This window comes from Planococcus sp. A6, from assembly GCF_028823615.1.
In the GTDB taxonomy this organism is placed as follows: Bacteria; Bacillota; Bacilli; order Bacillales_A; family Planococcaceae; genus Planococcus.
The window spans coordinates 1-22,116 of record NZ_JAPEHT010000026.1 but is presented as its reverse complement, the minus strand read 5'-3'; the positions used below and the strand labels follow the sequence as shown (position 1 = coordinate 22,116).

22 protein-coding genes are annotated in these 22,116 nt (G+C 49.2%); 17 read left to right on the top strand and 5 right to left on the bottom strand.

Going from position 1 to position 22,116, the window contains the following annotated elements:
• Nucleotides 1-43: 43 nt before the first annotated feature.
• Complete coding sequence (locus tag ON064_RS05915; protein ID WP_274624048.1) at nucleotides 44-622, top strand: CGNR zinc finger domain-containing protein; 579 nt, start codon at nucleotides 44-46, stop codon at nucleotides 620-622.
• 62 nt (nucleotides 623-684) lie between these two features.
• Here ON064_RS05915 and cysK read toward each other — a convergent pair whose 3' ends face one another.
• Nucleotides 685-1,602, bottom strand: a complete 918-nt coding sequence (gene cysK / locus ON064_RS05910; protein ID WP_121300579.1) for a cysteine synthase A — start codon at nucleotides 1,600-1,602, stop codon at nucleotides 685-687.
• 214 nt (nucleotides 1,603-1,816) lie between these two features.
• Here cysK and ON064_RS05905 point away from each other — a divergent pair, with 214 nt between their 5' ends.
• From ON064_RS05905 to ON064_RS05885, 5 genes are all read left to right on the top strand, one after another.
• Nucleotides 1,817-2,497 (top strand): potassium channel family protein, encoded by a 681-nt coding sequence (locus tag ON064_RS05905; RefSeq protein ID WP_407951595.1) that lies wholly within the window; start codon nucleotides 1,817-1,819, stop codon nucleotides 2,495-2,497.
• A gap of 36 nt (nucleotides 2,498-2,533) precedes the next feature.
• A complete protein-coding gene (locus ON064_RS05900; RefSeq protein WP_274624046.1) occupies nucleotides 2,534-3,199 on the top strand; it encodes a reverse transcriptase-like protein in 666 nt (221 codons plus the stop codon).
• Between the two features lie 195 nt (nucleotides 3,200-3,394).
• Nucleotides 3,395-4,195 carry a DUF4397 domain-containing protein gene (locus ON064_RS05895; RefSeq protein WP_211653544.1) on the top strand — a complete coding sequence of 267 codons (801 nt, stop codon included), beginning with the start codon at nucleotides 3,395-3,397 and terminating at the stop codon, nucleotides 4,193-4,195.
• Nucleotides 4,164-4,832, top strand: a complete 669-nt coding sequence (locus ON064_RS05890; RefSeq protein ID WP_274624045.1) for a class F sortase — start codon at nucleotides 4,164-4,166, stop codon at nucleotides 4,830-4,832. Before ON064_RS05895 ends, ON064_RS05890 begins: the two co-directional genes overlap by 32 nt.
• A 227-nt stretch (nucleotides 4,833-5,059) precedes the next feature.
• Complete coding sequence (locus tag ON064_RS05885) at nucleotides 5,060-5,863, top strand: ion transporter (protein ID WP_274624044.1); 804 nt, start codon at nucleotides 5,060-5,062, stop codon at nucleotides 5,861-5,863.
• A 47-nt stretch (nucleotides 5,864-5,910) separates the two neighbouring features.
• Here ON064_RS05885 and ON064_RS05880 read toward each other — a convergent pair whose 3' ends face one another.
• On the bottom strand, nucleotides 5,911-6,792 hold the full coding sequence (locus ON064_RS05880) for a LysR family transcriptional regulator (protein WP_274624043.1): 882 nt from the start codon (nucleotides 6,790-6,792) through the stop codon (nucleotides 5,911-5,913).
• A 198-nt stretch (nucleotides 6,793-6,990) separates the two neighbouring features.
• On the opposite strand from ON064_RS05880, the gene ON064_RS05875 reads away from it, so the two are divergent.
• Both ON064_RS05875 and ON064_RS05870 read left to right on the top strand, forming a co-directional pair.
• Nucleotides 6,991-8,310, top strand: a complete 1,320-nt coding sequence (locus tag ON064_RS05875) for a GntP family permease (RefSeq protein WP_121300585.1) — start codon at nucleotides 6,991-6,993, stop codon at nucleotides 8,308-8,310.
• Nucleotides 8,311-8,334: 24 nt separating this feature from the next.
• On the top strand, nucleotides 8,335-9,111 hold the full coding sequence (locus tag ON064_RS05870; RefSeq protein ID WP_274624042.1) for a 3-hydroxybutyrate dehydrogenase: 777 nt from the start codon (nucleotides 8,335-8,337) through the stop codon (nucleotides 9,109-9,111).
• Nucleotides 9,112-9,172: 61 nt separating this feature from the next.
• On the opposite strand, the gene ON064_RS05865 is transcribed toward ON064_RS05870, so the two are convergent.
• Both ON064_RS05865 and ON064_RS05860 read right to left on the bottom strand, forming a co-directional pair.
• A complete protein-coding gene (locus tag ON064_RS05865; protein WP_274624041.1) occupies nucleotides 9,173-9,949 on the bottom strand; it encodes an alpha/beta fold hydrolase in 777 nt (258 codons plus the stop codon).
• A gap of 81 nt (nucleotides 9,950-10,030) precedes the next feature.
• On the bottom strand, nucleotides 10,031-10,594 hold the full coding sequence (locus ON064_RS05860; RefSeq protein ID WP_338324979.1) for a TVP38/TMEM64 family protein: 564 nt from the start codon (nucleotides 10,592-10,594) through the stop codon (nucleotides 10,031-10,033).
• Nucleotides 10,595-10,767: 173 nt separating this feature from the next.
• Between ON064_RS05860 and ON064_RS05855 the strand changes: the two genes are divergently transcribed.
• A complete protein-coding gene (locus tag ON064_RS05855) occupies nucleotides 10,768-11,850 on the top strand; it encodes a YkvI family membrane protein (RefSeq protein WP_274624040.1) in 1,083 nt (360 codons plus the stop codon).
• Between the two features lie 80 nt (nucleotides 11,851-11,930).
• Nucleotides 11,931-12,887, top strand: coding sequence for a ketopantoate reductase family protein (locus ON064_RS05850; protein WP_274624039.1), 957 nt, complete (start codon nucleotides 11,931-11,933; stop codon nucleotides 12,885-12,887).
• A gap of 38 nt (nucleotides 12,888-12,925) precedes the next feature.
• Here ON064_RS05850 and ON064_RS05845 read toward each other — a convergent pair whose 3' ends face one another.
• On the bottom strand, nucleotides 12,926-13,510 hold the full coding sequence (locus ON064_RS05845) for a biotin transporter BioY (RefSeq protein ID WP_274624038.1): 585 nt from the start codon (nucleotides 13,508-13,510) through the stop codon (nucleotides 12,926-12,928).
• A gap of 163 nt (nucleotides 13,511-13,673) precedes the next feature.
• Here ON064_RS05845 and ON064_RS05840 point away from each other — a divergent pair, with 163 nt between their 5' ends.
• The 7 genes from ON064_RS05840 to ON064_RS05810 all read left to right on the top strand — a co-directional run bounded on the left by ON064_RS05840 (nucleotide 13,674) and on the right by ON064_RS05810 (nucleotide 22,079).
• Nucleotides 13,674-15,260 carry a glycoside hydrolase family 13 protein gene (locus ON064_RS05840; RefSeq protein WP_274624037.1) on the top strand — a complete coding sequence of 529 codons (1,587 nt, stop codon included), beginning with the start codon at nucleotides 13,674-13,676 and terminating at the stop codon, nucleotides 15,258-15,260.
• A 21-nt stretch (nucleotides 15,261-15,281) separates the two neighbouring features.
• Entirely contained in the window at nucleotides 15,282-16,154 is an 873-nt protein-coding gene (locus tag ON064_RS05835; protein ID WP_274624036.1) for an ROK family protein, read from the top strand.
• A gap of 206 nt (nucleotides 16,155-16,360) precedes the next feature.
• Nucleotides 16,361-17,665: an ABC transporter substrate-binding protein gene (locus tag ON064_RS05830; RefSeq protein WP_274624035.1), complete on the top strand. Its 1,305-nt coding sequence runs from the start codon at nucleotides 16,361-16,363 to the stop codon at nucleotides 17,663-17,665.
• Nucleotides 17,666-17,741: 76 nt separating this feature from the next.
• Nucleotides 17,742-18,602, top strand: a complete 861-nt coding sequence (locus ON064_RS05825) for a carbohydrate ABC transporter permease (protein WP_182092899.1) — start codon at nucleotides 17,742-17,744, stop codon at nucleotides 18,600-18,602.
• The gene (locus ON064_RS05820; RefSeq protein ID WP_274624034.1) at nucleotides 18,602-19,417 is read left to right on the top strand and encodes a carbohydrate ABC transporter permease; all 816 of its coding nucleotides are present in this window, start codon (nucleotides 18,602-18,604) and stop codon (nucleotides 19,415-19,417) included. Before ON064_RS05825 ends, ON064_RS05820 begins: the two co-directional genes overlap by 1 nt.
• A gap of 13 nt (nucleotides 19,418-19,430) precedes the next feature.
• A complete protein-coding gene (locus tag ON064_RS05815) occupies nucleotides 19,431-20,450 on the top strand; it encodes a LacI family DNA-binding transcriptional regulator (RefSeq protein WP_274624033.1) in 1,020 nt (339 codons plus the stop codon).
• A 12-nt stretch (nucleotides 20,451-20,462) separates the two neighbouring features.
• Nucleotides 20,463-22,079, top strand: a complete 1,617-nt coding sequence (locus tag ON064_RS05810) for an alpha-glucosidase (protein WP_274624032.1) — start codon at nucleotides 20,463-20,465, stop codon at nucleotides 22,077-22,079.
• Nucleotides 22,080-22,116: the final 37 nt, after the last annotated feature.

The window sequence follows — 22,116 nt, the reverse complement described above, 5'->3', positions numbered from 1 at the left end:
TTATGATTTACGTCAACGATAGAGTTTCGAGGACGTGTATAAAATGGATGGAAAAATTGAAACACAATATCCTTACCTAAGCGATTATTTATTTTTGAACCTGCTAAATACGACAAAACGCCAACGAAGCAAGAGAATGGATTTTCTAGTAGACAACGGTGGGGTCGAGGAATGGCTAAAACTCATGCAACAATTGAAACTGCTCGATTTCCGGCAAGTCGAGAAACTAAAAGAGCTGCCCATCGATGCGAGCGAATTGCAGGATTTCCGTGTGCGCTGGAGAGGTCATTTATCGCAGTTGGAGATTTCGGAGTACCCGCTGGAATCGCTAGCGCAATACGTTAAACAAGTGCCACTTTATTTCGATTCGCAGTTAACGCCGATTCCAAGTGTAGGGGGAACGGCTGGCCTTCTGTCACTCGTGTCGTTTGAGATGTTGCGCGGGGCTAAAGAGGACCTTTTTGAAAAAGTGAAGAAATGCGGCAGCGCTCCTTGCTACAGTTTTTTCGTGGATGTCAGCGGCAAGCGCAAATGGTGTTCCATGGAAGTGTGCGGCAACCGGGAAAAAGCCAAAAAGCAGTATCTCAAAAAAAAGGATAGCCAGGCCCAGCAGCAACAGTAAAAGACAATTCAACGAAAAAAAGCTCCCGCTTGGTTTAGCGGGAGCTTTTTTTCATATATTACTTATTCAAATAAATTCATGCTCAAATAGCGTTCACCGGTATCTGGCGCGATGCACAATACTTTTTTGCCGGATCCGAGCCGTTTGGCGATTTCGATGGCCGCATAAATGGTTGCGCCCGCAGAAGGCCCGACAAAGACGCCCTCTTCTCGGGCAGATCGGCGGAACATCTCGATGGCGTCTTCGTCTTCAATCGCCATAATCTCATCGTAGATCGCCGTATTCAATGTATCCGGCACGAATCCAGGGCTGGTGCCGACCAGCTTGTGTTTACCTGGCTTACCACCAGACAGGACAGGAGAGCCTTTCGGTTCGACAACTGTTATGTGGAGGTTCGGCAAATGTTCTTTCAAAGTTTCACCGGTTCCGGTGATGGTGCCACCTGTTCCAGCCGAAGCAACGAAGGCGTCAAGCTGCCCGTCCATTTGCTCGAGGATCTCAAGTGCCGTCGTGCCGCGGTGGGCATCGGGGTTGGCCGGATTTTCAAATTGCTGCGGGATGAAGCTGCCGGGAATCGTTTCACGCAATTCGAGTGCTTTTTGAATTGCCCCCGGCATTTTGTCATCGCTAGGCGTTAATACAACTTCCGACCCGAAGGCTTTCAGCAAGTTGATGCGCTCTTGAGTAGCATTATCTGGCAGCACGAGGATGGAGCGATAGCCTTTCGCTGCAGCAACCATCGCCAGGCCGATGCCGGTATTGCCGCTCGTCGGTTCGATGATTGTCGAGCCTGCCTTCAAGGCGCCAGACTCTTCAGCTTGCTTGATCATATTGTAAGCCGCCCGATCCTTGACGCTTTTGGTCGGATTGAACATTTCCAATTTTACATAGACATCCGCTGCGCCTTCTGGGACAATGCGGTTCAATTTAACAACAGGCGTATCGCCGATCAGGTCAGTAATGGATTCAAATGGTTTCATCAACTAAACAACCTTTCTCTATCGGATATGAAGGATATTGTTCTATTGTAGTACAAAGCGAAAGGGCGTGCCATTCGCTTGTTTGAGGAGACAATGGCGGAAGGCGCATATTTATAGTAGAAAGTGTTTTGGCTATGAAGTCGGATGGGATGAAATCTTCGACAAAATACCAAAGAGTAGCGTACTATTTTGGTAACGGGAAATCGTTCGAATCATGCAATGGAAAGTAGGGACAGACGTGAAAAAACAAATAGTGGTAATCGGGCTTGGACGCTTCGGAAGCAGTGTCTGCAAAGAGCTTTACGGAATGGGGCATGACATCATGGCGATCGACTCCAATCCGGAAACAGTCAGCACGATGTCGGACTATGCGAGTCACACCGCAACGGCCGATGCGACGGATGAAGGCAGTCTGAAATCCCTCGGCGTCCGGAATTTCGAGTTTGCCATAGTCGCAATCGGCGATGACTTGCAAGCGAGCGTTTTGTGCACGCTCATGCTGAAGGAACTCGGCGTTCCGAAAGTTTGGGTTAAAGCACGCGACCAGCAGCATCAAAAGATCCTCGAACGCATCGGAGCAGACCGTGTCATCCAGCCCGAATATGAAATGGGCGTCCGGACGGCTCATCATATTGATTCAGAAAAAGTGGTCGATTATATCAATCTGTCGGAAAACTACAGCATCATTGAACTAGCGGCATCCAAAAAAGTCATCGGAAAAACGCTCGGTGAACTGAATATCCGCAAAGATTACGGCTGCATGATTTTGGCGATCAAGCATGGCGAAGATGTCAATATCGCTCCGCTTCTTGAAGATTCGGTCGAAGAAGGAGATATTTTAATCGCGATGGGCCACAAAGAAGATCTTAAGCGCTTTGAAGACAAAGGGCTGTAAGCGGCAGCGCAATCGCTAGAGAAAGGCGGTAGCTGAATGAAAGTACGGATTGATTGGACCTATAAATCACCCAAAAACAAAGTGGTGCAATTTCTCTCCGAGGAGCTTGAAGCGAGTGAAGCGCTGTTAGTGGCGCAAGATCTCGAACGTACGGGCCGTACCAAGCGCCTGCAGTTTGCTGATCGGCATAACAGCAATTGGAGCATCAAAGAGTTGAAGAACTATGTTAAGGAAGTGGAGACGGAGCCGCATGACGTTACGGCCTATTACGATGGCGGATTCGACCTCCAGTCAAAACGGGCAGGACTCGGCTGTGCAATTTATTTCAAGCAAAACGGCAAAGAATATCGCTTGAGGAAAAATGCACTGATTGACGAAATCGCCTCCAATAACGAAGCGGAGTATGCAGCGCTGTCGATGGCAGTGCAAGAACTTGAATTGCTCGGCGTCCATCATCTCCCTGTTCGTTTTGTAGGTGATTCGAGAACCTTGGTCAATCAGATGAGCGGGGAATGGGCAGTGCCTGAACAAACTTTGGCGAGCTGGGCGGACCGGATCGATCAACGTTTGGAGAAAATTGGCGTCCATCCCGAATATGAATTTGTGCCAAGGAAAGAAAACGCTGAAGCGGATCGTTTGGCCACGCAAGCCCTAGGCGGAATCGTGATTGAAAGCCTCATTGATTTAAATGCAGATAATTGAACCCATACACGTAAGTTGCCAGGAAGAAGTATTTCTGGCAACTTTTTCTATTCTATGTAAGTTTGTATTACTTTCCATGACAAATCACTCAAATTTATCAGAATAGTGTGATATCTATTGAAATTCTATAGCAGAGGGTGTATAAATGAGGTGTACAAAAGTTATACAAATACTATATGGAAAGAGGTTGGACACATGAAGAAGTTATCTGTCTCTCTCGTCGCAATGCTGGTGTTGTTTTCGCTTCTCGCATCTCTGGTCATGGCTGACAACCATGGTGACATGGCAAAAGTACGGGTGTTGCACGCTTCGCCTGATGCCCCTGCAGTAGATGTTTACGTCAACGGTGATTTAACACTCGAAGAAGTACCATTCAAAACGGATTCCGGATATTTGGAAGTCCCGGCTGGTACGCATGATGTAGAAGTATTCGCTGCAGGTACTGAATATGCAGCAGGAGAAGGCGTTTTGCAGGCTGACTTGGAAGTGGAAGCTGGAAAAGCTTATACAGTAGCTGCCGCCAACCTCTTGGAATCCATCGAATTTGTAGTAGCTGAAGATTCCATGGAAGTCACTGAAGGCCAAGCGAAAATCCGTGTCGGCCATTTGTCACCGGATGCTCCAGCAGTTGATGTTGGGATCATCGGTGGAGATGCTTTGTTCAGTGGAGCTGAGTTCCCATCCATCACGGATTATGCCGAAGTAGACCCTGGCACATATGACTTGGAAATCCGCTTGCCGGATGGCACGCAAGTATTGCCGCTTGAAGGAACTGAACTTGCCGCAGATACAGTCTACTCAGTGTTTGCAGTGAACACAGTCGATTCGCTTGAAGTGATCGCGCTTGTCGATTACGAAGCGGCTGCTTCACCAGACGAAATGCCGACAACTGGTCTTGGTACACCAGAACAATCCCAGTCCATGTGGTTGTTGATCGGTGGCGCGTTATTCTTAGTGGCAGCTAGTGGGCTTGTGTGGAGAAAACGATTTCAATAAATTGGCATTGCTCCTCACAGCAGTATTTCTTGCAGGATGTACCGCTGCTCCGCAAGATGAAGTGAGTGTTCGCAGTGCGGAAGTCGGCTATGCTGTCAAGGCAGAACCGGCTTGGACAGAACAACCAAAAGAGCTAGAGAAGGCGAAGGCCGTAGAAAAAGAAAAACCTGCGGCCCAGTCGAAGCAGGCGGCCAACCCGATCAATGAACTGAACCAGCCAGGCATCGCGCCAGAGACGTCGGATGTCACGCATCTCGGCGTGACCGACTCGGGGGAAATGGCGGTGCCGGATAACGGCGAAGAACTAAGCTGGTTTTCGCCGGGCTACCAACCCGGCCAAAGAGGGCGGGCGGTCATAGCTGGACATGTCGATGATTTGGACGGCCCGGCAGTGTTTTGGGACTTGACGGAGCTGGAGCCGGGAGATGAAATTGTCGTAGCCGGCGACGATCGCGAGCTGCGGTTCAAGGTCCATACGATGGAGTCGGTGCCGCTCGATCTGGCGGATGTCGATTCGGTCTTCGGTTATCATTCATCCCCGGAGCTGGTGTTGATTACTTGCTCTGGAACTTATGACTATGACCGGGGAACAAGAGAGGAACGCTTGATTGTCTACGCCTCGCTTGTGCAAGACTAGGAAAGCGTCTCTCTGGAGGCGCTTTTTTTTGGTGCATGGTTTTGGTTTTCTTATCATTTCAAAGGACTGGAAAACTTTGGGGCCGTCACATTTTTGCAACAATCCTTTAGGGACAGTCCAGTTGAAAAGCAACTTCCATATAAGTGCATGATATAATTGGATGGATCTTTATTGCATGATAAGCATATCGGTTATATCAGATTATATAAGGAGTCGTCTATCGCCCTATGAAGGAATCATTAAAGCGAATCGTGGAGAGTGCGCGGTTCAATACATTCATCACTGTTTTAATTTTAATCAATGCGCTGCTGGTCGGCTTGGAGACTTATCCTGTAATTGCGGAGAACTACGGGGCATGGCTGTTGACGCTGGACATTATCATTCTGGCATTTTTTGCTTTGGAAATCCTCGCTAAGCTCTATGTTTACCGGGCGAAATTCTTCGGCAATGCATGGAATAATTTCGATTTCATCATCGTCGTCGGGAGCCTTATCCTCTACAACTCGCCGTTTATCAGCGTGTTGCGGATTTTCCGGGTGCTGCGTGTGCTGCGGACGGTATCGACCATTCCGTCGCTGCGCCGTGTCGTGACGGCTTTGTTCATGGCCATTCCGACCATCACTAGCGTCATTTTGCTTATGTCGATTATCTTTTACGTCTATGCGGTTATCGGAACGTTCTTTTATGCGGATATTGAACCGGAATATTTCGGCGATCTTGGACTTTCGCTCATCTCGCTGTTCCAGATTTTCACCTTGGAATCCTGGGCGAGTGGGATCTTCCGCCCGGTTTTTGCGGCGGAACCATGGTCTTGGTTGTATTTCATTTCCTTTATCATCGTTTCAACTTTCCTGATGATCAACTTGATCGTCGGGGAGATCGTCAATAACGCACAGAAGATCTCGGATGAAATCGACAAGGAAACTGCTGAGCTCGAAGGCATCAAAGAAGACACATCGGAGATTGAAGATTTGAGAAAAGAAGTCGGCGAACTGAAAAGCATGGTCCAAACACTTGTCGACCGGAAATAATAATAAGCAAAAGAAGCTGCCTAAATGGGCAGCTTCTTTTTAGTGGATCATACTTTCGGCAACTGGTTGACAAGTGTGATGAATTCGCGGGATACGTAGGGCACATAGCGGTTCTTGGCCATGATGATGCCGAGCCGCCATGGGAAAGTCTGTGTCAGGGAGACGGTTTTGAACGGACCGTCCTGGACGCGGTCGCAAATCAGTTTCGGCATCAAAGTGACGCCGAGGTTTTTCTCGACCATGCCGACGATGAAATCCCATTGCGAGCTTTCGTAGGCGATTTTCGGTTCGAATCCTTCGCTCCGGCAAAATTCCACGGTCCGACCATTGAGCGTGAATTCCTTGCTGAGAAGTAGGAACGGGTCGTCTCGGAAATCGATCAAATCACGTGTTTCCTGGTTCGCGAGTGGATGGTCTTCGTGGACGAGCAGTTTAATTTCCTGATCGACAAAAGGAACGACATCGAAGCGTTCGGCCTCGACAGGGAGCATGACGAACCCGAGATCCACTTCGCCGTCGGCCACTTTTTCCTCTACTTTCTTGGCGCCGTCTTCGATCAGAATGACGGTCACATCGGGATAGCGGGATTGGAACGCTGCAATGATGGTCGGGAAAAACAACGTACTGATGACCGGCGGCAACCCGATTTTAATCTTGCCTTTATTTAAGTTCATGATGTCATAGAGCGAAGAGGACAGGTCATCGAGGCTATTGACGATTTTCTGTGCCTGTACGAAGACGACTTCTCCGGCGTCGGTCAAGCGTACTTTCCTGGAAGAGCGGTCGAATAAAGACACATCCATTTCCAGTTCAAGGTTTTTAACCATTTTGCTGAGTGTTGGCTGTGTCACGTGGAGGGCTTGCGCAGCTTTTGTGAAACTTTGGTGTTTGGCTACTTCGATGAAATAGCTGAGTTGTCGAATATCCATTTGAATGCTCCTTATCTATAACTAAAACCTATGGAAGCTATTATAATTATTCATTTTACCTATCAATTTCTTCGTTGTATAGTATTAAAAGGTTTCGGGACTAAATATTTAGACAATTCATCTATGCTTTTCGAAGAGAAAAGTAAGCGTTTCCAATTTGTTCGAAAAACCGTAACACATTCAAAAGGGGGATTTATCATGTTAAGTATGATCGGAATGGTTGGAGGACTTATTCTATTGATCGTGTTGACGATGAGAGGCGTCAATTTGTTGATTGCCGGCCCATTGTCGGCATTGTTCGTCGCAGTACTCAGCGGCTTGCCGCTATTTCCACAATTAGTGGGCGAGGGAGAGGCCAATTTACTATCGAATTATATGGGCGGCTTCTCAGGCTTCATCACCTCGTGGTTCCCGATGTTCTTGCTCGGGGCCATATTCGGTAAAGTCATGGAAGATACAGGGGCTGCAGACAGCGTCTCCAAATGGCTGGTCGGGAAATTCGGCTTGTCAAAAGCAGTACTGGCGATTGTCATTGCCTGTGCGGTTCTGACATACGGCGGCGTTAGCTTGTTCGTCGTTGCGTTCTCGGTGTATCCGATGGCACTCAGCTTGTTCAAGCAAGCGGATCTTCCTCGCCGCTTCATCCCGGCAGCGCTTGCGCTCGGGTCTGTCACGTTCACGATGACTTCTGCAGGGTCACCAGAGATCCAAAACTGGATCCCGATTGAGTATTTGAACACCAGCCCATACGCTGGCTGGGAAGTCAGCATCATCGTCGCTGTCTTCATGGCAGTATTCGGCTATTGGTGGTTGAAGCGCATGATCAACAAAGCCGTGAAAAAAGGCGAGCGTTTTGAAGCACGTGAATCAGATCCGCAAATGGCCGATCGCGCATTGCCTCATCCGGTTACAGGCCTGATTCCGCTGTTGGTCGTTTTGGCTGTGTCGTTCATCTTCCACGACTCACTGGGCACGTCAGCCTTGATTTTGGCATTGCTCGGCGGTGTTATCACCACGTACTTATTGAATATGAAATATTTCACGAACCTCGGCAAAGCATTGACGGATGGAACGATCGGTGCATTGATCGCTATCGGCAATACGGCAGCGGTTGTCGGCTTCGGCGGCGTTGCAAAAGCAGTGCCGGCTTTCCAAGTGGCAGTCGATGCCATGACAAGCATTCCAGGAAGCCCGTTAATCGGCGGCGCCGTGGCAGTCAGTGTCATCGCTGGTCTTACAGGGTCCGCATCCGGCGGCCAGGTCATCGCCTTGCCATTGATTGCCCCTCATTACATCGATATGGGCGTCAACACAGAAGCACTTCACCGGACCATCGCGATTTCTTCCGGGGCGCTCGATTCATTGCCGCATAACGGTTACGTCGTTACGACGATCCAAGGGATTTGCGGCGAGACCCATAAAGCAGCATACGGCGCTATGGGGGCTGTAACGGTTATCGTGCCGCTGATCGGCTTGGCGATTGCGATTGTACTGTTTAGCTTAGGACTAGGCATTTAATTTTTCTCTTGGAGGGACTCCATCATGGTAGATAAGAAAGTGGTATTGATCACCGGCGCCGCGAGCGGCATCGGCTATGAAATCAGCGTGGATTTTGCCAAAGAAGGCGCAAAGATCGTGTTGACCGATATCAACGAAGAAGCGGTGCAACAAGCTGCGGATGAGTTGAAGAGGCAGGGCTTTGATTGCATCGGCATCAAATGCGATGTCACCAGCGAAGCTGAAATCAAGGCAGCGATCGACAAAACGGTGGAAACATTCGGTTCTTTGGACATCTTAATAAATAATGCGGGGATGCAGCACGTCTCGCCGATCGAAGAATTTCCGACCAAGAAATACGAATTGCTGATCAAGATCATGCTGGTCGCACCGTTTATCGCGACCAAGCATGCCTTCCCGATCATGAAGAAACAAGGCTTCGGACGCATCATCAATATGGCGTCGATCAACGGTCTCGTCGGCTTCGCCGGAAAAGCGGCTTATAATAGCGCTAAGCACGGCGTAATCGGCTTGACGAAAGTCGCGGCGTTAGAAGGCGCAGAGCATGGCATCACGGTCAATGCGATGTGCCCGGGTTACGTCGACACGCCGCTCGTGCGCAATCAGCTGGGCGATTTGGCGAAGACGCGCAATGTCTCTCTGGAAAAAGTGCTGGAAGAAGTCATCTATCCATTGGTTCCGCAGAAACGCTTGTTGTCGGTACAGGAAATCTCGGATTACACGATGTATCTCGCGAGCGATAAAGCCCGTGGCATCACGGGGCAGGCAGTGGTCCTGGACGGCGGCTATACAGCACAATAAAAGCACGGCGCATTTTTGCGCCGTTGCTTTCTTATTTTTATATAGGCTTTTAAATGAAAACTCAATCGTCGAGAAAGTTTTCAGCGATGCCGAGGAACAGGCGGGGCTGTTCGACGTTCGGCGCATGGCCTGAACGCTTGAATTCCATAAAACTTGCTTGCGGGATGATCTGGGCGGTCTCGCGTCCTCTATCAGGCGGGTTCAATTCGTCATAACGCCCGCTGATGACCAGAGTTTCTGCGGTGATGCCAGTAATTTCGGGACGCAAATCGAAACGTTCCAAGGCGTTCGACGCGATGCCTTGCTGTTCCATCGTCAGTTGGGGGCTGTTCTGGGCCGTTTTTTCCTGCCATTTCTTGACCGCCGTCAAACGGTGGAACATATAGCCTTGTGCTTTATCCAGCTTATCGTGGATAGATAAGCCGTTGAAATCTTCTGCATGGCGTTCGAACAATTCGGCCATGGAAGATTGCTCGCCGTAGGATTTGGTGGCGACCAATAATAATTTGCGCACGCGTTCCGGGCGTCTCGCCGCTAATCCTTGTGCGATATAACTGCCCATGGATACTCCGATGACATCGACTGATTCCAGCCCCAGATGGTCCAATAAAGCGGCGGCATCTTCGATATGGTTGTCGAGTGTATAGGAATCGGGTTTTGCCGAGTGGCCATGGCCTCGTGAATCCAATGCGATGATGCGGCGCTTCGTGCGGAAAAAGCCGATCTCGCGGTAAAACATGGCGGAGCTGCTGGTCAATCCATGGAACAACAGAAGCGGTTGTCCACTTCCAATATCTTCGTAATACAAGTTGACATCATTTCTGGTGAATATAGGCATTATTTTCTTCCTCTCATCTCTATGTACTGTATTACTATACCTCAATAAAACAAGCGCAAACGGGAAGCCCGTCTGCGCTTGTCAGGTTTTATCCAATTTATGCTTGCGGCTTTGCCATTTATCGATAAAGCTGAAAATCGCAGCGAGCAATAGGAACATGCTGAGTGTCGTATACCAGGGGAATTCCGAAATGGCTCTGCCAAAAGCGGTATACAGGATAGCTGGGGCGATCAAACCGAGTGCGGAGTAATACATATATTCACGGCGCGTATTAGTCATCTCCATCAAATAAAACGACAGCAGGTGAAAATGCACAAAGGGCATGACCCGCAGAATCATCACTTGGGAAACGGTTAGGTTGCGGTCAGGAAACCATTTGTCTTTCAAGGCGGCGAGTTTGGAGCGGAAGCGAGGAAATTTATTGATCATCATATATGAAATATAGCTCATCAGTGTCAATCCGATAAAAGACAGGATAGCCCCTTGGAAAAAACCGAAAAGAAACCCACCTGCGATGCATACGGCTATGACCGGCAAGAACAATAGTGGCCGGATCAAATGAAGCATTATGAACAAAAGTGGCGCCCAAAGTCCCGCATGCCCGATGAAGTTTTCTATCGCTTGCTCGAACTCAGCCAAATCCACTGTTCTCCCCGCCTTTCAGCTTCTGTTACTAATAAGGAAGAATAAGCGAAAAGGTCCGGAAAAGCAAGGATTTGTTTGACACCCCCTAAGTTAGGGGTATGAGAAATTATCTACATAAAAACATTTTTTCGACCACCCAGATCAACCACCACCAAGAAAAGGGAGAGGATTTTATGAAAAGAAGCTTGAAAATAGCCAGTGCCTTCATCGGGATCGTTGTCGGCGCTGGCTTTGCGTCCGGACAAGAGATTTTGCAATATTTTACCAGTTTTGGCTATTGGGGTGCAGGAGGCGTTTTGGTCGCTACTGCATTATTCGGGTATATCGGGATGATCCTGACGCGTCTTGGAAGCCGCATGCAAACTACTTCACATGAAGATGTCGTCTACCGTATCAGCGGGAAATGGCTAGGGAAAGTGATCGACTATACATTGATTTTGACCTTATTCGGTATTTTAGTCGTTATGATTGCGGGAGCTGGATCTATCTTTTCCCAACAATTTGATCTGGCGCCGGCATTTGGGCGCAGCATCATGATTGTCTTGGTCATCGTGACCATCATGATGAATGTCAAAAAAGTTATCACTGTCATTTCCAGCATTACGCCATTTTTGATTTTAATGGTAGTGGGCATCGCTATTTACAGTGTCATCACGATGGACAGCAGTTTCAGCGCACTCGACCCGGTTGCGAAAGAACAGCTGTCCGCTACACCGAACTGGCTATTGTCGGCAGTTAACTATGTATCGCTCGCCATTGCGCTTGGGGCATCGATGTCGCTCGTGATGGGCGGTGCCGAACAAGATGAGAAAGTGGCGGCACGCGGCGGTTTGATCGGCGGGCTTGGCTTCGGCGTGTTGATCCTGCTCAGCTATGTGGCGATATTCGCGAAAGTGGATGTTGTCGGGGGAGCGGATTTGCCAATGCTAGCTATCGGGGATGATATCTCCCCAATTCTCGGAATCATCATGGCTGTTGTTATTTTTGCGATGATTTACAATACGGCTGTCAGCATGCTGCTGTCGTTCTCTGCACGGTTCACGGAAATCGGCACGAAGAAATTCCGCATTTTCGTTATCATTGCGGGATTGATCGCCTTTGCACTCAGCTTCGTCGGCTTTACAGCTTTGGTCAATTATCTGTACCCGGCAGTCGGCTATCTCGGTTTGCTGTTGATCGGGGCCTTGATCTTGGCGGATATCCGCAAAGTCGGCAAAAACGACAAAGCCCAGCGCGAAAAGAAAGCAACAAACTAAGAAAAGGCCTTCTGCCACGCAGAAGGCCTTTTTGGTATAGTGAAGAAAGAAAGCAGACATATATATATAGGAGGAATGGGATGAAGATTTTAATTGCCGGTGCAGGCGCGATGGCGTGTTTAGCTGGAGGCAAACTGAAGGCAAGCGGGGAAGAAGTGCGCTTATATAACCGCTTGAATCAACACGTGGAAGCCATCAATAAGCAAGGCTTGCGCATCGTCGAAAAAGATAATTCGGTTACGCAAATCGAGCTGGAGATTGTGCAGGAGTTGAAAGCCGATGAGCAGGTGGATATCCTTCTTGTCCTGTTGAAAGCCCAGGCCAATGAAGCGGTGCTCAGCAAACTGCGTGGCAAACTGGCTGAGGATACGGTGATCGTCACGATGCAAAATGGCATCGGGAACGCCGAAACGATCCAACAATTGTTTCCGATGAATACGGTCGTCTCCGGGACACTTGGCCATGGCGCGAGCGTTGAACACGATGGCACAATTCTGCATAGGGGCTGGGGCATAAACTACTTGGGCAATGTCGAAGAAGAAGCTGCCAGCGAGAAACTCAAAGCTTTTGCCGAAAAATTGAGTACAGCGGGCATGAAAACGGAAGTGTCGGCAGACGTCAACGCCGTCATCTGGAATAAATTATTCGTCAATGCCGCTTTCAACTCCGTGACCGCCCTCACCCGCCTGAAGAACGGCGACATCCTCAATACGCAGGAAGGGGAGGACTTGCTTCGTGCGGTCACGGCAGAAGCGGTGCTCGTCGCCCGTGCGGAAGGAGTGAATGCGGACGTAGAGGCGGTCGTTGAAGAATGCTTGAGAATGGGCCGGCAGGATATCGGCGGCAATAAATCATCGATGCTCATGGATATCTTGAAAAAACGCCAAACCGAAATCGAAGTCATCAATGGCGGCATCGTGAAGCTGGGGAAAAAGCACGGAATCGAAACGCCCGTCAATTCCGCCCTGTCCGGGTTGATCCGCATTATCGAGCAAAATTATAAGCTGCGCGTCGACGAGCCGAGCGTACAAAAATAAGCCAATTGCCGTAATTTCGGCAATTGCGCCTTTTCCTGTTAAGGCAAGTATTTATTAATAATGGGCTGTATCCGGAAACCGAACAAGCCGGCGAAAACAGCGAGCAGCACGTCTTTTGGAAGAGGCACTGCCATCCACGCCCATGCCATGCCGTAAGTAAAGCCTTCCGGCGCGGCAAACCAGAGTTTATAAGCGGCATACATCCAGTTGGTACCGAACACGTAATTAATCGCTGTCGCTACAAGAGCCGCGAAGATAAATCCTTTTTTGGAAGGCATTTTCTCTGCAATCCAGCCTGCTGCAAAAGCGGTGAAGATGTATGAAACAATAAAGCCGAATGTCGGGGAAATCAATGTGTCCATGCCACCTGAAAACTTGGCGAAGACAGGAACGCCGGCAAGGCCGATTGCGGCATAGACGATCATCGCCGCAGCGCCGAGACGCTTACCAAGCAGAATGCCGGCGAGAACTGCGAAGAAGGTCTGCAAAGTGATTGGCACGCCCCCGACGATCAGGAAAGAGGAAATATTGGCGCCGATCGCCATGAGCGCTGCGAACATGGCGATGTGAACGAGTGTTAAGGTACGCGAATGATTGCTGGATCTGGTTACTGAAGTTGTCATGAAAATCCTCCACTTCTTATGTACTAAAATCGAGTATAAAGAATGAGTTATTTTAAGTCAACTTATTTTTATAAAAGGTTTACTTAAAAAGTTCTGTGTTTCTTTTCCAATTTTCCGTATGATAAAAAGAAATGAATGAATCTTCAGGAAAGCAGGCGAGACTATGACGGAGTGGTGGAAAAAAGCAGTGGTGTATCAAATTTATCCGAGAAGTTTTATGGATTCTGATGGCGATGGGATTGGCGACATCCAAGGGATCATCCGCAAGCTGGATTATCTGGCGGAGCTCGGCGTGGATGTGTTATGGCTCTCCCCTATCTACGATTCACCGAACGATGACAATGGCTACGACATCCGCGACTACCAAAAAATCATGCAGGAGTTCGGGACGATGGATGATTTCGAACGGATGCTTGAGGGAGTTTACGAGCGCGGGATGCGCCTTGTCATGGATTTGGTCGTCAATCATACGTCTGACGAACACAATTGGTTTACGCAGCGCCCTGACTATTACATCTGGAAAGACCAGCCGAACAATTGGCGCTCTTTTTTCAGCGGGTCGGCGTGGCAATTCGATGAAGAGAGAGAGCAATACTATCTGCACCTGTTTTCCAAGAAACAGCCTGACTTAAACTGGGAGAACGAGGAACTGCGAAACGAAGTGTATAAGATGATGCGCTGGTGGCTTGATAAAGGCGTCGACGGCTTCCGCATGGACGTTATCAATATGATTTCCAAAGACCAGCATTTTCCGGATGGCATCGATGGCGATGGCACCCCCCACTTCTTCAACGGGCCGCGCGTCCATGAATTTTTGCAGGAGATGAACGAAAAAGTGCTGTCCGATTATGACATCGTAACGGTCGGGGAAATGCCCGGCGCCGCGACGGAAGACGCGAAATTATATACGGGACCGAATCGCCGCGAACTGAACATGATTTTCACTTTCGAACACATGAACCTGGACCAGGGGCCGAGCGGAAAATGGGAGCTCCAGCCGCTGCGCCTCACGGATTTGAAAGAAAACCTGGAGAAATGGCAAGTGGAGCTTTTTGAAAAAGGCTGGAACAGCTTGTATTGGAACAATCACGACCAGCCGCGCATCGTCTCGCGTTTCGGGAATGACGCGCAGTACCGCAAGCAATCGGCGAAAATGCTCGCCACTTGCCTTCATTTCTTGCAAGGGACGCCGTATATATACCAAGGAGAAGAACTGGGCATGACCAATGTGGCGTTTTCATCAATCGATGAGTACCGGGATATCGAGACCTTGAATATGTATAAGGAAAAGCGCGCGCAAGGCATTCCGCACGAAGAACTCATGAAGTCAATCCACGTAAAAGGCCGTGACAACGCCAGAACAAACGCCGGTTTTACAAAAGGCAATCCGTGGATCTCAGTCAATCCCAATTATCCTGAGATCAATGCGGAAAATCGTCACGAAGCGGATTCGGTATTTGGCTATTACCAAAAATTGATCGCGTTCAGAAAAGAACTTGAAGTTATCACCAAAGGCGATTTCAAGCTATTGCACCGTGAAGATAAAGAGATTTTTGCCTATACACGCCGTGCAGCGGATGAGCAATTGACGGTTTACTGCAATTTTTCCGAAACGCCGCGTGAACTGCCATTGCCAACGGGCCAGGTGCTGATCGGAAATTACCCTCCGCAGGAAAATCAGGGCGTCGTGCTGCTCAGACCATATGAAGCTCTATGCTTTTATGCGGGCAATCAAAAAATAGATAAATGAGTTTAGGGAAGGATGGGGAAAATGAGTAAAGTGATTGGTGTAGACATTGGGGGAACGAAAATCCGTATGGGGGTTATTGATGCAGAGGGGCGGATACTCGCAGAGCGTCAAGTGAGAACGGAGTTTCCATTGTATCCGCATTTGGAGCGTCACGTGCTGTTGTTTTTGGAGGAGCATCCTGATGTGTCCGCAATCGGCATCGGAACGCACGGCTTTGTCGACCCGCAAGCAGGGCGCATCGTTTTCGCAGGCGATATGCTCCCGGGCTGGACAGGGACAGAAGTAAAAGCACCGCTGGAACAAGCGACAGGGCGACACGTGGAAGTGGAGAACGATGCCAATTGCGCGGCGCTCGCTGAAGCGAAATTCGGCGCCGCAACAGGCCTCGGCCGCGTCGTCTGCATCACGCTCGGCACGGGGCTTGGCGGCGGCATCATCTGGGATGGCAAGCTGTTGAGCGGCGGCCCGCACGGCGGGGCTGCAGAACTGGGCCATATGATCTTGTATCCGAACGGTTCACGATGCGCTTGCGGCCGGCTTGGCTGTGCAGAGCAATACCTGTCGGGCACGGCCCTTGTACGCCGTATCAAAGAAGCGGGGCTTTCGGTGACGCCGCCCGAATTATTCGAACTGGCTGAAACGGATGCCCAAGCGCAAAAGCTGGTCGTTGACTTCACCGAGGACTTGGCAATCTACATTAGCAGCTTACAGGCGATCTTCGATATGGACATGCTTATTATCGGCGGTGGTGTATCGGAATCGGCCTCTGCATGGATGGATGAACTAAAGCGTCAATTGGCAGAAGTGCTTTTAAATCCATTGCCAGTAGAAGTGGCACAATTCGAAAACGATGCCGGCATGCTTGGGGCGGCGCTACTCGTTTTGGATAAATAAAGATAAGAGTCCAAATATCCTGAAGCCTGAGCCATGCCCAAGTGAAAAGGCTGGCGAAGGCCGTGCAGGGCGCCAGTTGTCGATAGATTGCTTGCACAACATAAAAACAATTGAAATATTTTAAAAATAGATTGTGCAAACGTATTTCCATTTTTTTCTGTTATATTGTGCAATCGTTTGCACAACAACTCAAAGGGGGAGTTCAAGTGAAGGAATTAAAGTTCAGCAAGGGGTTATTGGCATCTGTTTTACTGTCAGCTGGGGCGCTTGCAGCATGCAGTTCAGAGGATGGAGGGGCAACGGCAGAAGGCGGCGGAGAGCAAGTAACAGTCGATATCTTCCAGTTTAAAGTGGAGTTCAAAGACCAGTTCGAAGATGTCGTCGCACAATATGAAGAAGAAAATCCTGACGTCAATATCGAAATCACGACAGTCGGCGGCGGGGAAGATTACGGCGCTGCGCTTCGTTCCCGCTTCGCTTCAGGCAATGAGCCGGCTATTTTTAACATCGGCGGGCCACAAGATGTAGCGGACTGGAAAGACAACTTGACTGACTTGTCCGATACAGGCGCGGCAGGTGCAGCGCTTGAAGGCACGCTAGATGGGGTGACAGTCGAATCGGAAGTGCTCGGTTTGCCGTATAACCAAGAAGGCTACGGATTCATCTACAATACACGCTTGTTCGAGGAAGCGGGAATTGATGCGGCTTCCATTACGGATTATGCAAGCTTGGAAGAAGCGGTGAAGACACTTGATTCGAAAAAAGACGAACTTGGCCTTGAATCTGTCTTTGCATTGCCAGGAAAAGAGACGTGGGTAACGGGGCTTCATTTGTCGAACACCTTCCTCGCGCCTGAGTTCGATAATAACGTCTTGACAGCATACGATGCAGACACAGTGGAATTCGAATACGGCGAAGGCTTCAAGAAAATCCTCGATTTGCAAAACGAGTATTCAAAACAGCCAACCGTGAGCCTGGATTACTCCCAGCAAGTAGAAGAACTGTTTTCACTTGAGCGCGTGGCGATCATCCAGCAAGGAAACTGGGCATACGGTTCGATTGCCGGCATTGACCAGGAGTTGGCAGACTCCGGCGTCGGCATGATGCCAATTCCAGTAGAAGGCTTGGAAGAAAGCGGGTTGCCGGTCGGCGTTCCGATGTATTGGGGCGTCAACTCGAACCAAGATGAAGAAGTCGTAACGGCATCAAAAGATTTCCTTGATTGGCTCTACACTTCCGATGCTGGGAAAACAGCCGTTTTGGAAGATTTCAAATTCATTCCCGCGTATGAAGGGTATGACACATCTAAAATTACCGATCCGATGTCCAAAGCGATTTACGATGCTTCAGAAGCAGGCGAAACAATCGGTTGGGTCTTCATGGGCTATCCGACTGGATGGGGCCAAGATGAACTGGGTGCGAACATCCAGAAATACTTGAGCGATGAAGCGAGCTGGGACGAAGTGGTCGATTCAGCAAAAGCGGCGTGGGAAGCAGACCGCGGCGAGTAACTTGTCTATCAAACCAGAGCAGCCAATGTGCTGCTTTGTTTTGTTTCAAGGCTAAAATAGAAAGAGAGGCGAAAATATGCGTACACGGGATCTTTCCTATTGGTTGTTTTTAGCGCCGGTGCTGTTGGCACTTGGCTTGGTTGTGGTGGTACCCATGGTGCTCGGGCTTTTCTATTCATTCACAGCGTGGAATGGCATTCAAACCGGCGAATTTGTCGGATTTCAGAACTACATAAACTTGTTTACAGATGAGCGTTTCCTTGATTCGCTTTGGTTCACGACGAAATTCTCGGTCGTATCGGTTATTTTGATCAACTTCATCGGGCTGTCGCTCGCGTTGATCGTCACGTCCAAGATCAAGACCAGCAGTTTGCTGCGCACGACTTTCTTCATGCCGAACTTGATCGGCGGTTTGATCCTCGGATTCATCTGGCAGTTCATTTTCCTGAAAGTGTTTGCGAGCGTTGGCGAAGCGGTTGGCATGGAGAGCTTGCAAGCTTGGCTGTCAACGACGGAGACGGGATTTTGGGGATTGGTCATTTTGATGAGCTGGCAGATGGCTGGCTATATCATGGTCATCTACATCGCTTATTTGGAAGGCTTGCCGAATGAGTTGATCGAAGCGGCTGAAATTGACGGCGCATCGACGATTCAGCGCTTCCGCTATATCATCTTTCCACTCGTCGCACCGGCGTTCACAGTCAGTATGTTCTTGACCTTATCGAATACATTCAAGCTGTATGACCAGAACTTATCGCTGACAGCGGGCGGCCCGTACAATTCGACGGAAATGGTCGCCATGGAAATTTTCAAGACAGCGTTCGTGCAAAATGCGTTCGCCTACGCGCAGGCAAAAGCGATCATCTTCTTCCTGATCGTCGCTATTATTGCACTCGTTCAAGTGTATATCAATAAACGCCGGGAGGTCGAAATGTAATGCGCAACCGCTGGAATATAAAAGTTGAAGTGCTCGGCGTCGCACTGGCGATTCTATGGCTATTGCCTTTTTACTTAATGTTCGTCAATTCCTTCAAATCAAAAAAGGAAATTTTCCTCGACACGACGAGCCCTCCGGAAGCGTGGAGCTTCGATAATTACATCGTGGCATTTCAGGAACTCGACTTTCTCAGAACTTTGTTCAATTCTTTATTGATCACCGTCGTCAGTGTCTTGCTCATCGTCTTGTTCTCGGCGATGGCTGCTTATGCGTTGTCGCGAGCGAAAAGCAAGATATCCACATTCTTGTTTTTCCTGTTCGTCTCAGCGATGCTCATCCCGTTTCAATCGGTGATGATTCCGCTCGTCACGGTATTCGGCCAGTTTGATATGCTGAACCGCGGCGGACTGATTTTTATGTATATCGGTTTCGGTGCGAGCCTGTCGATTTTCCTGTATCATGGTGCTTTGAATAATGTCCCGAAATCGCTCGATGAAGCGGCGAAAATCGACGGGGCGAATCGGTGGCAAGTGTTTTGGCATATCATTTTCCCGATCCTCAAGCCAATCACTGTCACGGTCGCCATACTCAATATCATCTGGATCTGGAACGATTATCTCTTGCCGTCACTGGTCATCAATACGACCGGCAGTGAAACGATTCCGTTGAAGATGTTTTTCTTCTTCGGTGAATATACGAAGCAATGGCATTTGGCGCTAGCGGGACTTACGCTGGCGATCATTCCGGTCATTATCTTCTATTTCTTTGCGCAGCGCTCGATTATCAAAGGTGTCTCAGATGGCGCTGTAAAATAAGGGGGCAATCGCAATGGCAATCACAATTAAAGATGTCGCGAAACTGGCGGAAGTCTCGCCGGCGACGGTTTCCCGGGTTATTGCGGATCATCCGAAGATCACCCCGAAAACAAAGCGTAAAGTACGAACAGCCATGGAAGAGCTTGGCTATTACCCGAACTTCCAGGCGCGCAACCTAGTGGCGCAAAAAAGCAAAGCGATTGGCGTCATCATGGAGAATTCCACAACGCTTGCTTTCCAGAATCCATTCTTCCCAGAAGTGTTGCGCGGCATTTCTGTCAGTGCCCACCACAGCCAGTACGGCCTGTATTTATCGACCAGTGCGACCGAGCAGGAAATCTACGAAGAAGTCGTGGCGATGACACAAGGCAAGCGCGTCGATGGCGTTATCTTGCTGTATTCGAAAATTGATGATAAAATCTTGGACTACCTACTAGCGAATGGCGTGCCGTTTTCAGTGGTGGGGCGGCCATACACGCGCCCGGACGCTATCTCTTATGTAGATAATGACAATGTCGCCATTGCGAAGGAAGTGGTGGGCCATTTGATTTCACTCGGCCACCGGGATATCTCCTTCGTCGGCGGCGCTTCCGATTTCATCGTGTCTGCGGACCGCTTGAGCGGCTACCGGCAAGCGCTGGATGACGCCGGGATTCCGTTCGCTTCGGATTATGTGGTTACACAGGAAAAGATGGAAGGCCACGAGCAGCAGGCGATCCGCAATTTGATGGAACAGAAAAATCCGCCTACAGCCATCGTCACGCACGATGACCTGGTCGCCTATGAAGTGATCAGTTATTTGGAGGATTTGAATATTGCTGTACCGGCCGATGTGTCGATCGTCGGGTTCAACAACCATACCTTGTCGAGCCATTTAAAGCCCCCGCTCAGCACGGTGGATATTTCGATTTTTGACCTTGGAATGGAAGCAGCGAATCTGGTATTGGAAAAAATAAACGATGACAATGCACCTCCCCGGAACATCATCGTTCCGGCAACATTGATCGAAAGAGGATCTTGTCAAAGTCTTTGAAAGGAAACGATTATGAACAAAACATGGTGGAAAGAAGCAGTGGCGTATCAGGTCTATCCACGCAGCTTCAATGACTCGAATGGAGACGGCATCGGGGATATCAACGGTGTCACGGAAAAACTGGATTATTTGAAGGAACTGGGGATTGATGTCATCTGGATCTGCCCGATGTATAAATCGCCGAATGACGATAATGGCTATGACATCAGCGATTACCAGGAGATCATGGATGAACTTGGAACGATGGCGGATTTCGACCGTTTGCTCGAAGAAGTACACGCGCGCGGCATGAAATTGATCATCGACCTGGTTATCAACCATACGAGCGATGAACATCCATGGTTTTTGGAATCGCGCTCGTCGCTCGATAACCCGAAACGCGATTGGTATGTTTGGCGTGACCGTCCGACCAATTGGGAGAGCATTTTTGGCGGCCCGGCATGGGAACTCGATGAGAAGACGGGGCAATACTATCTGCATATCTTCTCGAAAAAGCAGCCTGATTTAAACTGGGAAAATCCAGAAGTGCGTCAAGAGCTCTATAAAATGGTCAATTGGTGGCTGGATAAAGGCATCGATGGGTTCCGTGTCGATGCCATCAGCCACATCAAAAAAGATTTTACGGATTTGCCGATCGAAGAGGACAAGCCATGGGTGCCGGCATGGGAAAAAATGATGAATGTTGACGGCATTCAGCCGTTGCTTGCGGAACTTCGCGATGAGACCTTTGCGAAATACGACATCATGACGGTCGGGGAAGCGAATGGCGTCTACGCGGAAGATATCGACGAATGGATCAGCGAAGAAGACGGCAAATTCGATATGGTGTTCCAATTCGAAGATTTGACGCTTTGGGACAGCGGTGTCAAACAAGGTATAAACGTCAATGACTTGAAAACCGTCTTGACGCGCTGGCAGAAAGCGGTCGACGGCGTCGGCTGGAATGCGTTGTTCATCGAAAACCATGACAAGCCACGCGTCGTCTCGACTTGGGGCAATGACGGGGAATACTGGCGCGAAAGTGCGACAGCGCTCGCTTGCATGTATTTCTTCATGCAAGGGACACCGTTCATCTATCAAGGCCAGGAAATCGGCATGACCAATGCGCCGTTCGAGGAAATCCATCATTATGACGATGTCCATACGCATAATTTGTATTTCTATAACTTGGCGGAAGGCATGGAACACGATGCAATCATGACTTTGTTGAAATCGACAAGCCGCGACCATTCCCGCACGCCGATGCAATGGAATGGGGAGGAGAATGCCGGATTCACGACAGGCTCTCCGTGGCTGCAGATGAACCCGAATTTCGAATGGCTCAATGTCGAAAGCCAGATGCAAGATCCGGCATCCGTGTTGTCGTTTTATAAACAAATGATTTTCTTGCGCAAAAACATGGACGTATTGGTTTATGGCAGCTACGATTTGGCCGAGACCGATTGCGAGGATGTTTACGCTTATACCCGTACGCAAGGGGAAGAACAAGTGCTCATCCTTTCGAACCTAGGAAGTACGATATGCACTTGGCTGGAACCCGAAGGCGCAGAACTGCTGCTCGCCAATTACCAAGAACGCGATTTGCATCAATTAAAACCGTATGAAGCACGGGTGTATAAACTCGCTTAACGGTTGTGCAACACGCAGATCAATTTTTCTATTGAAA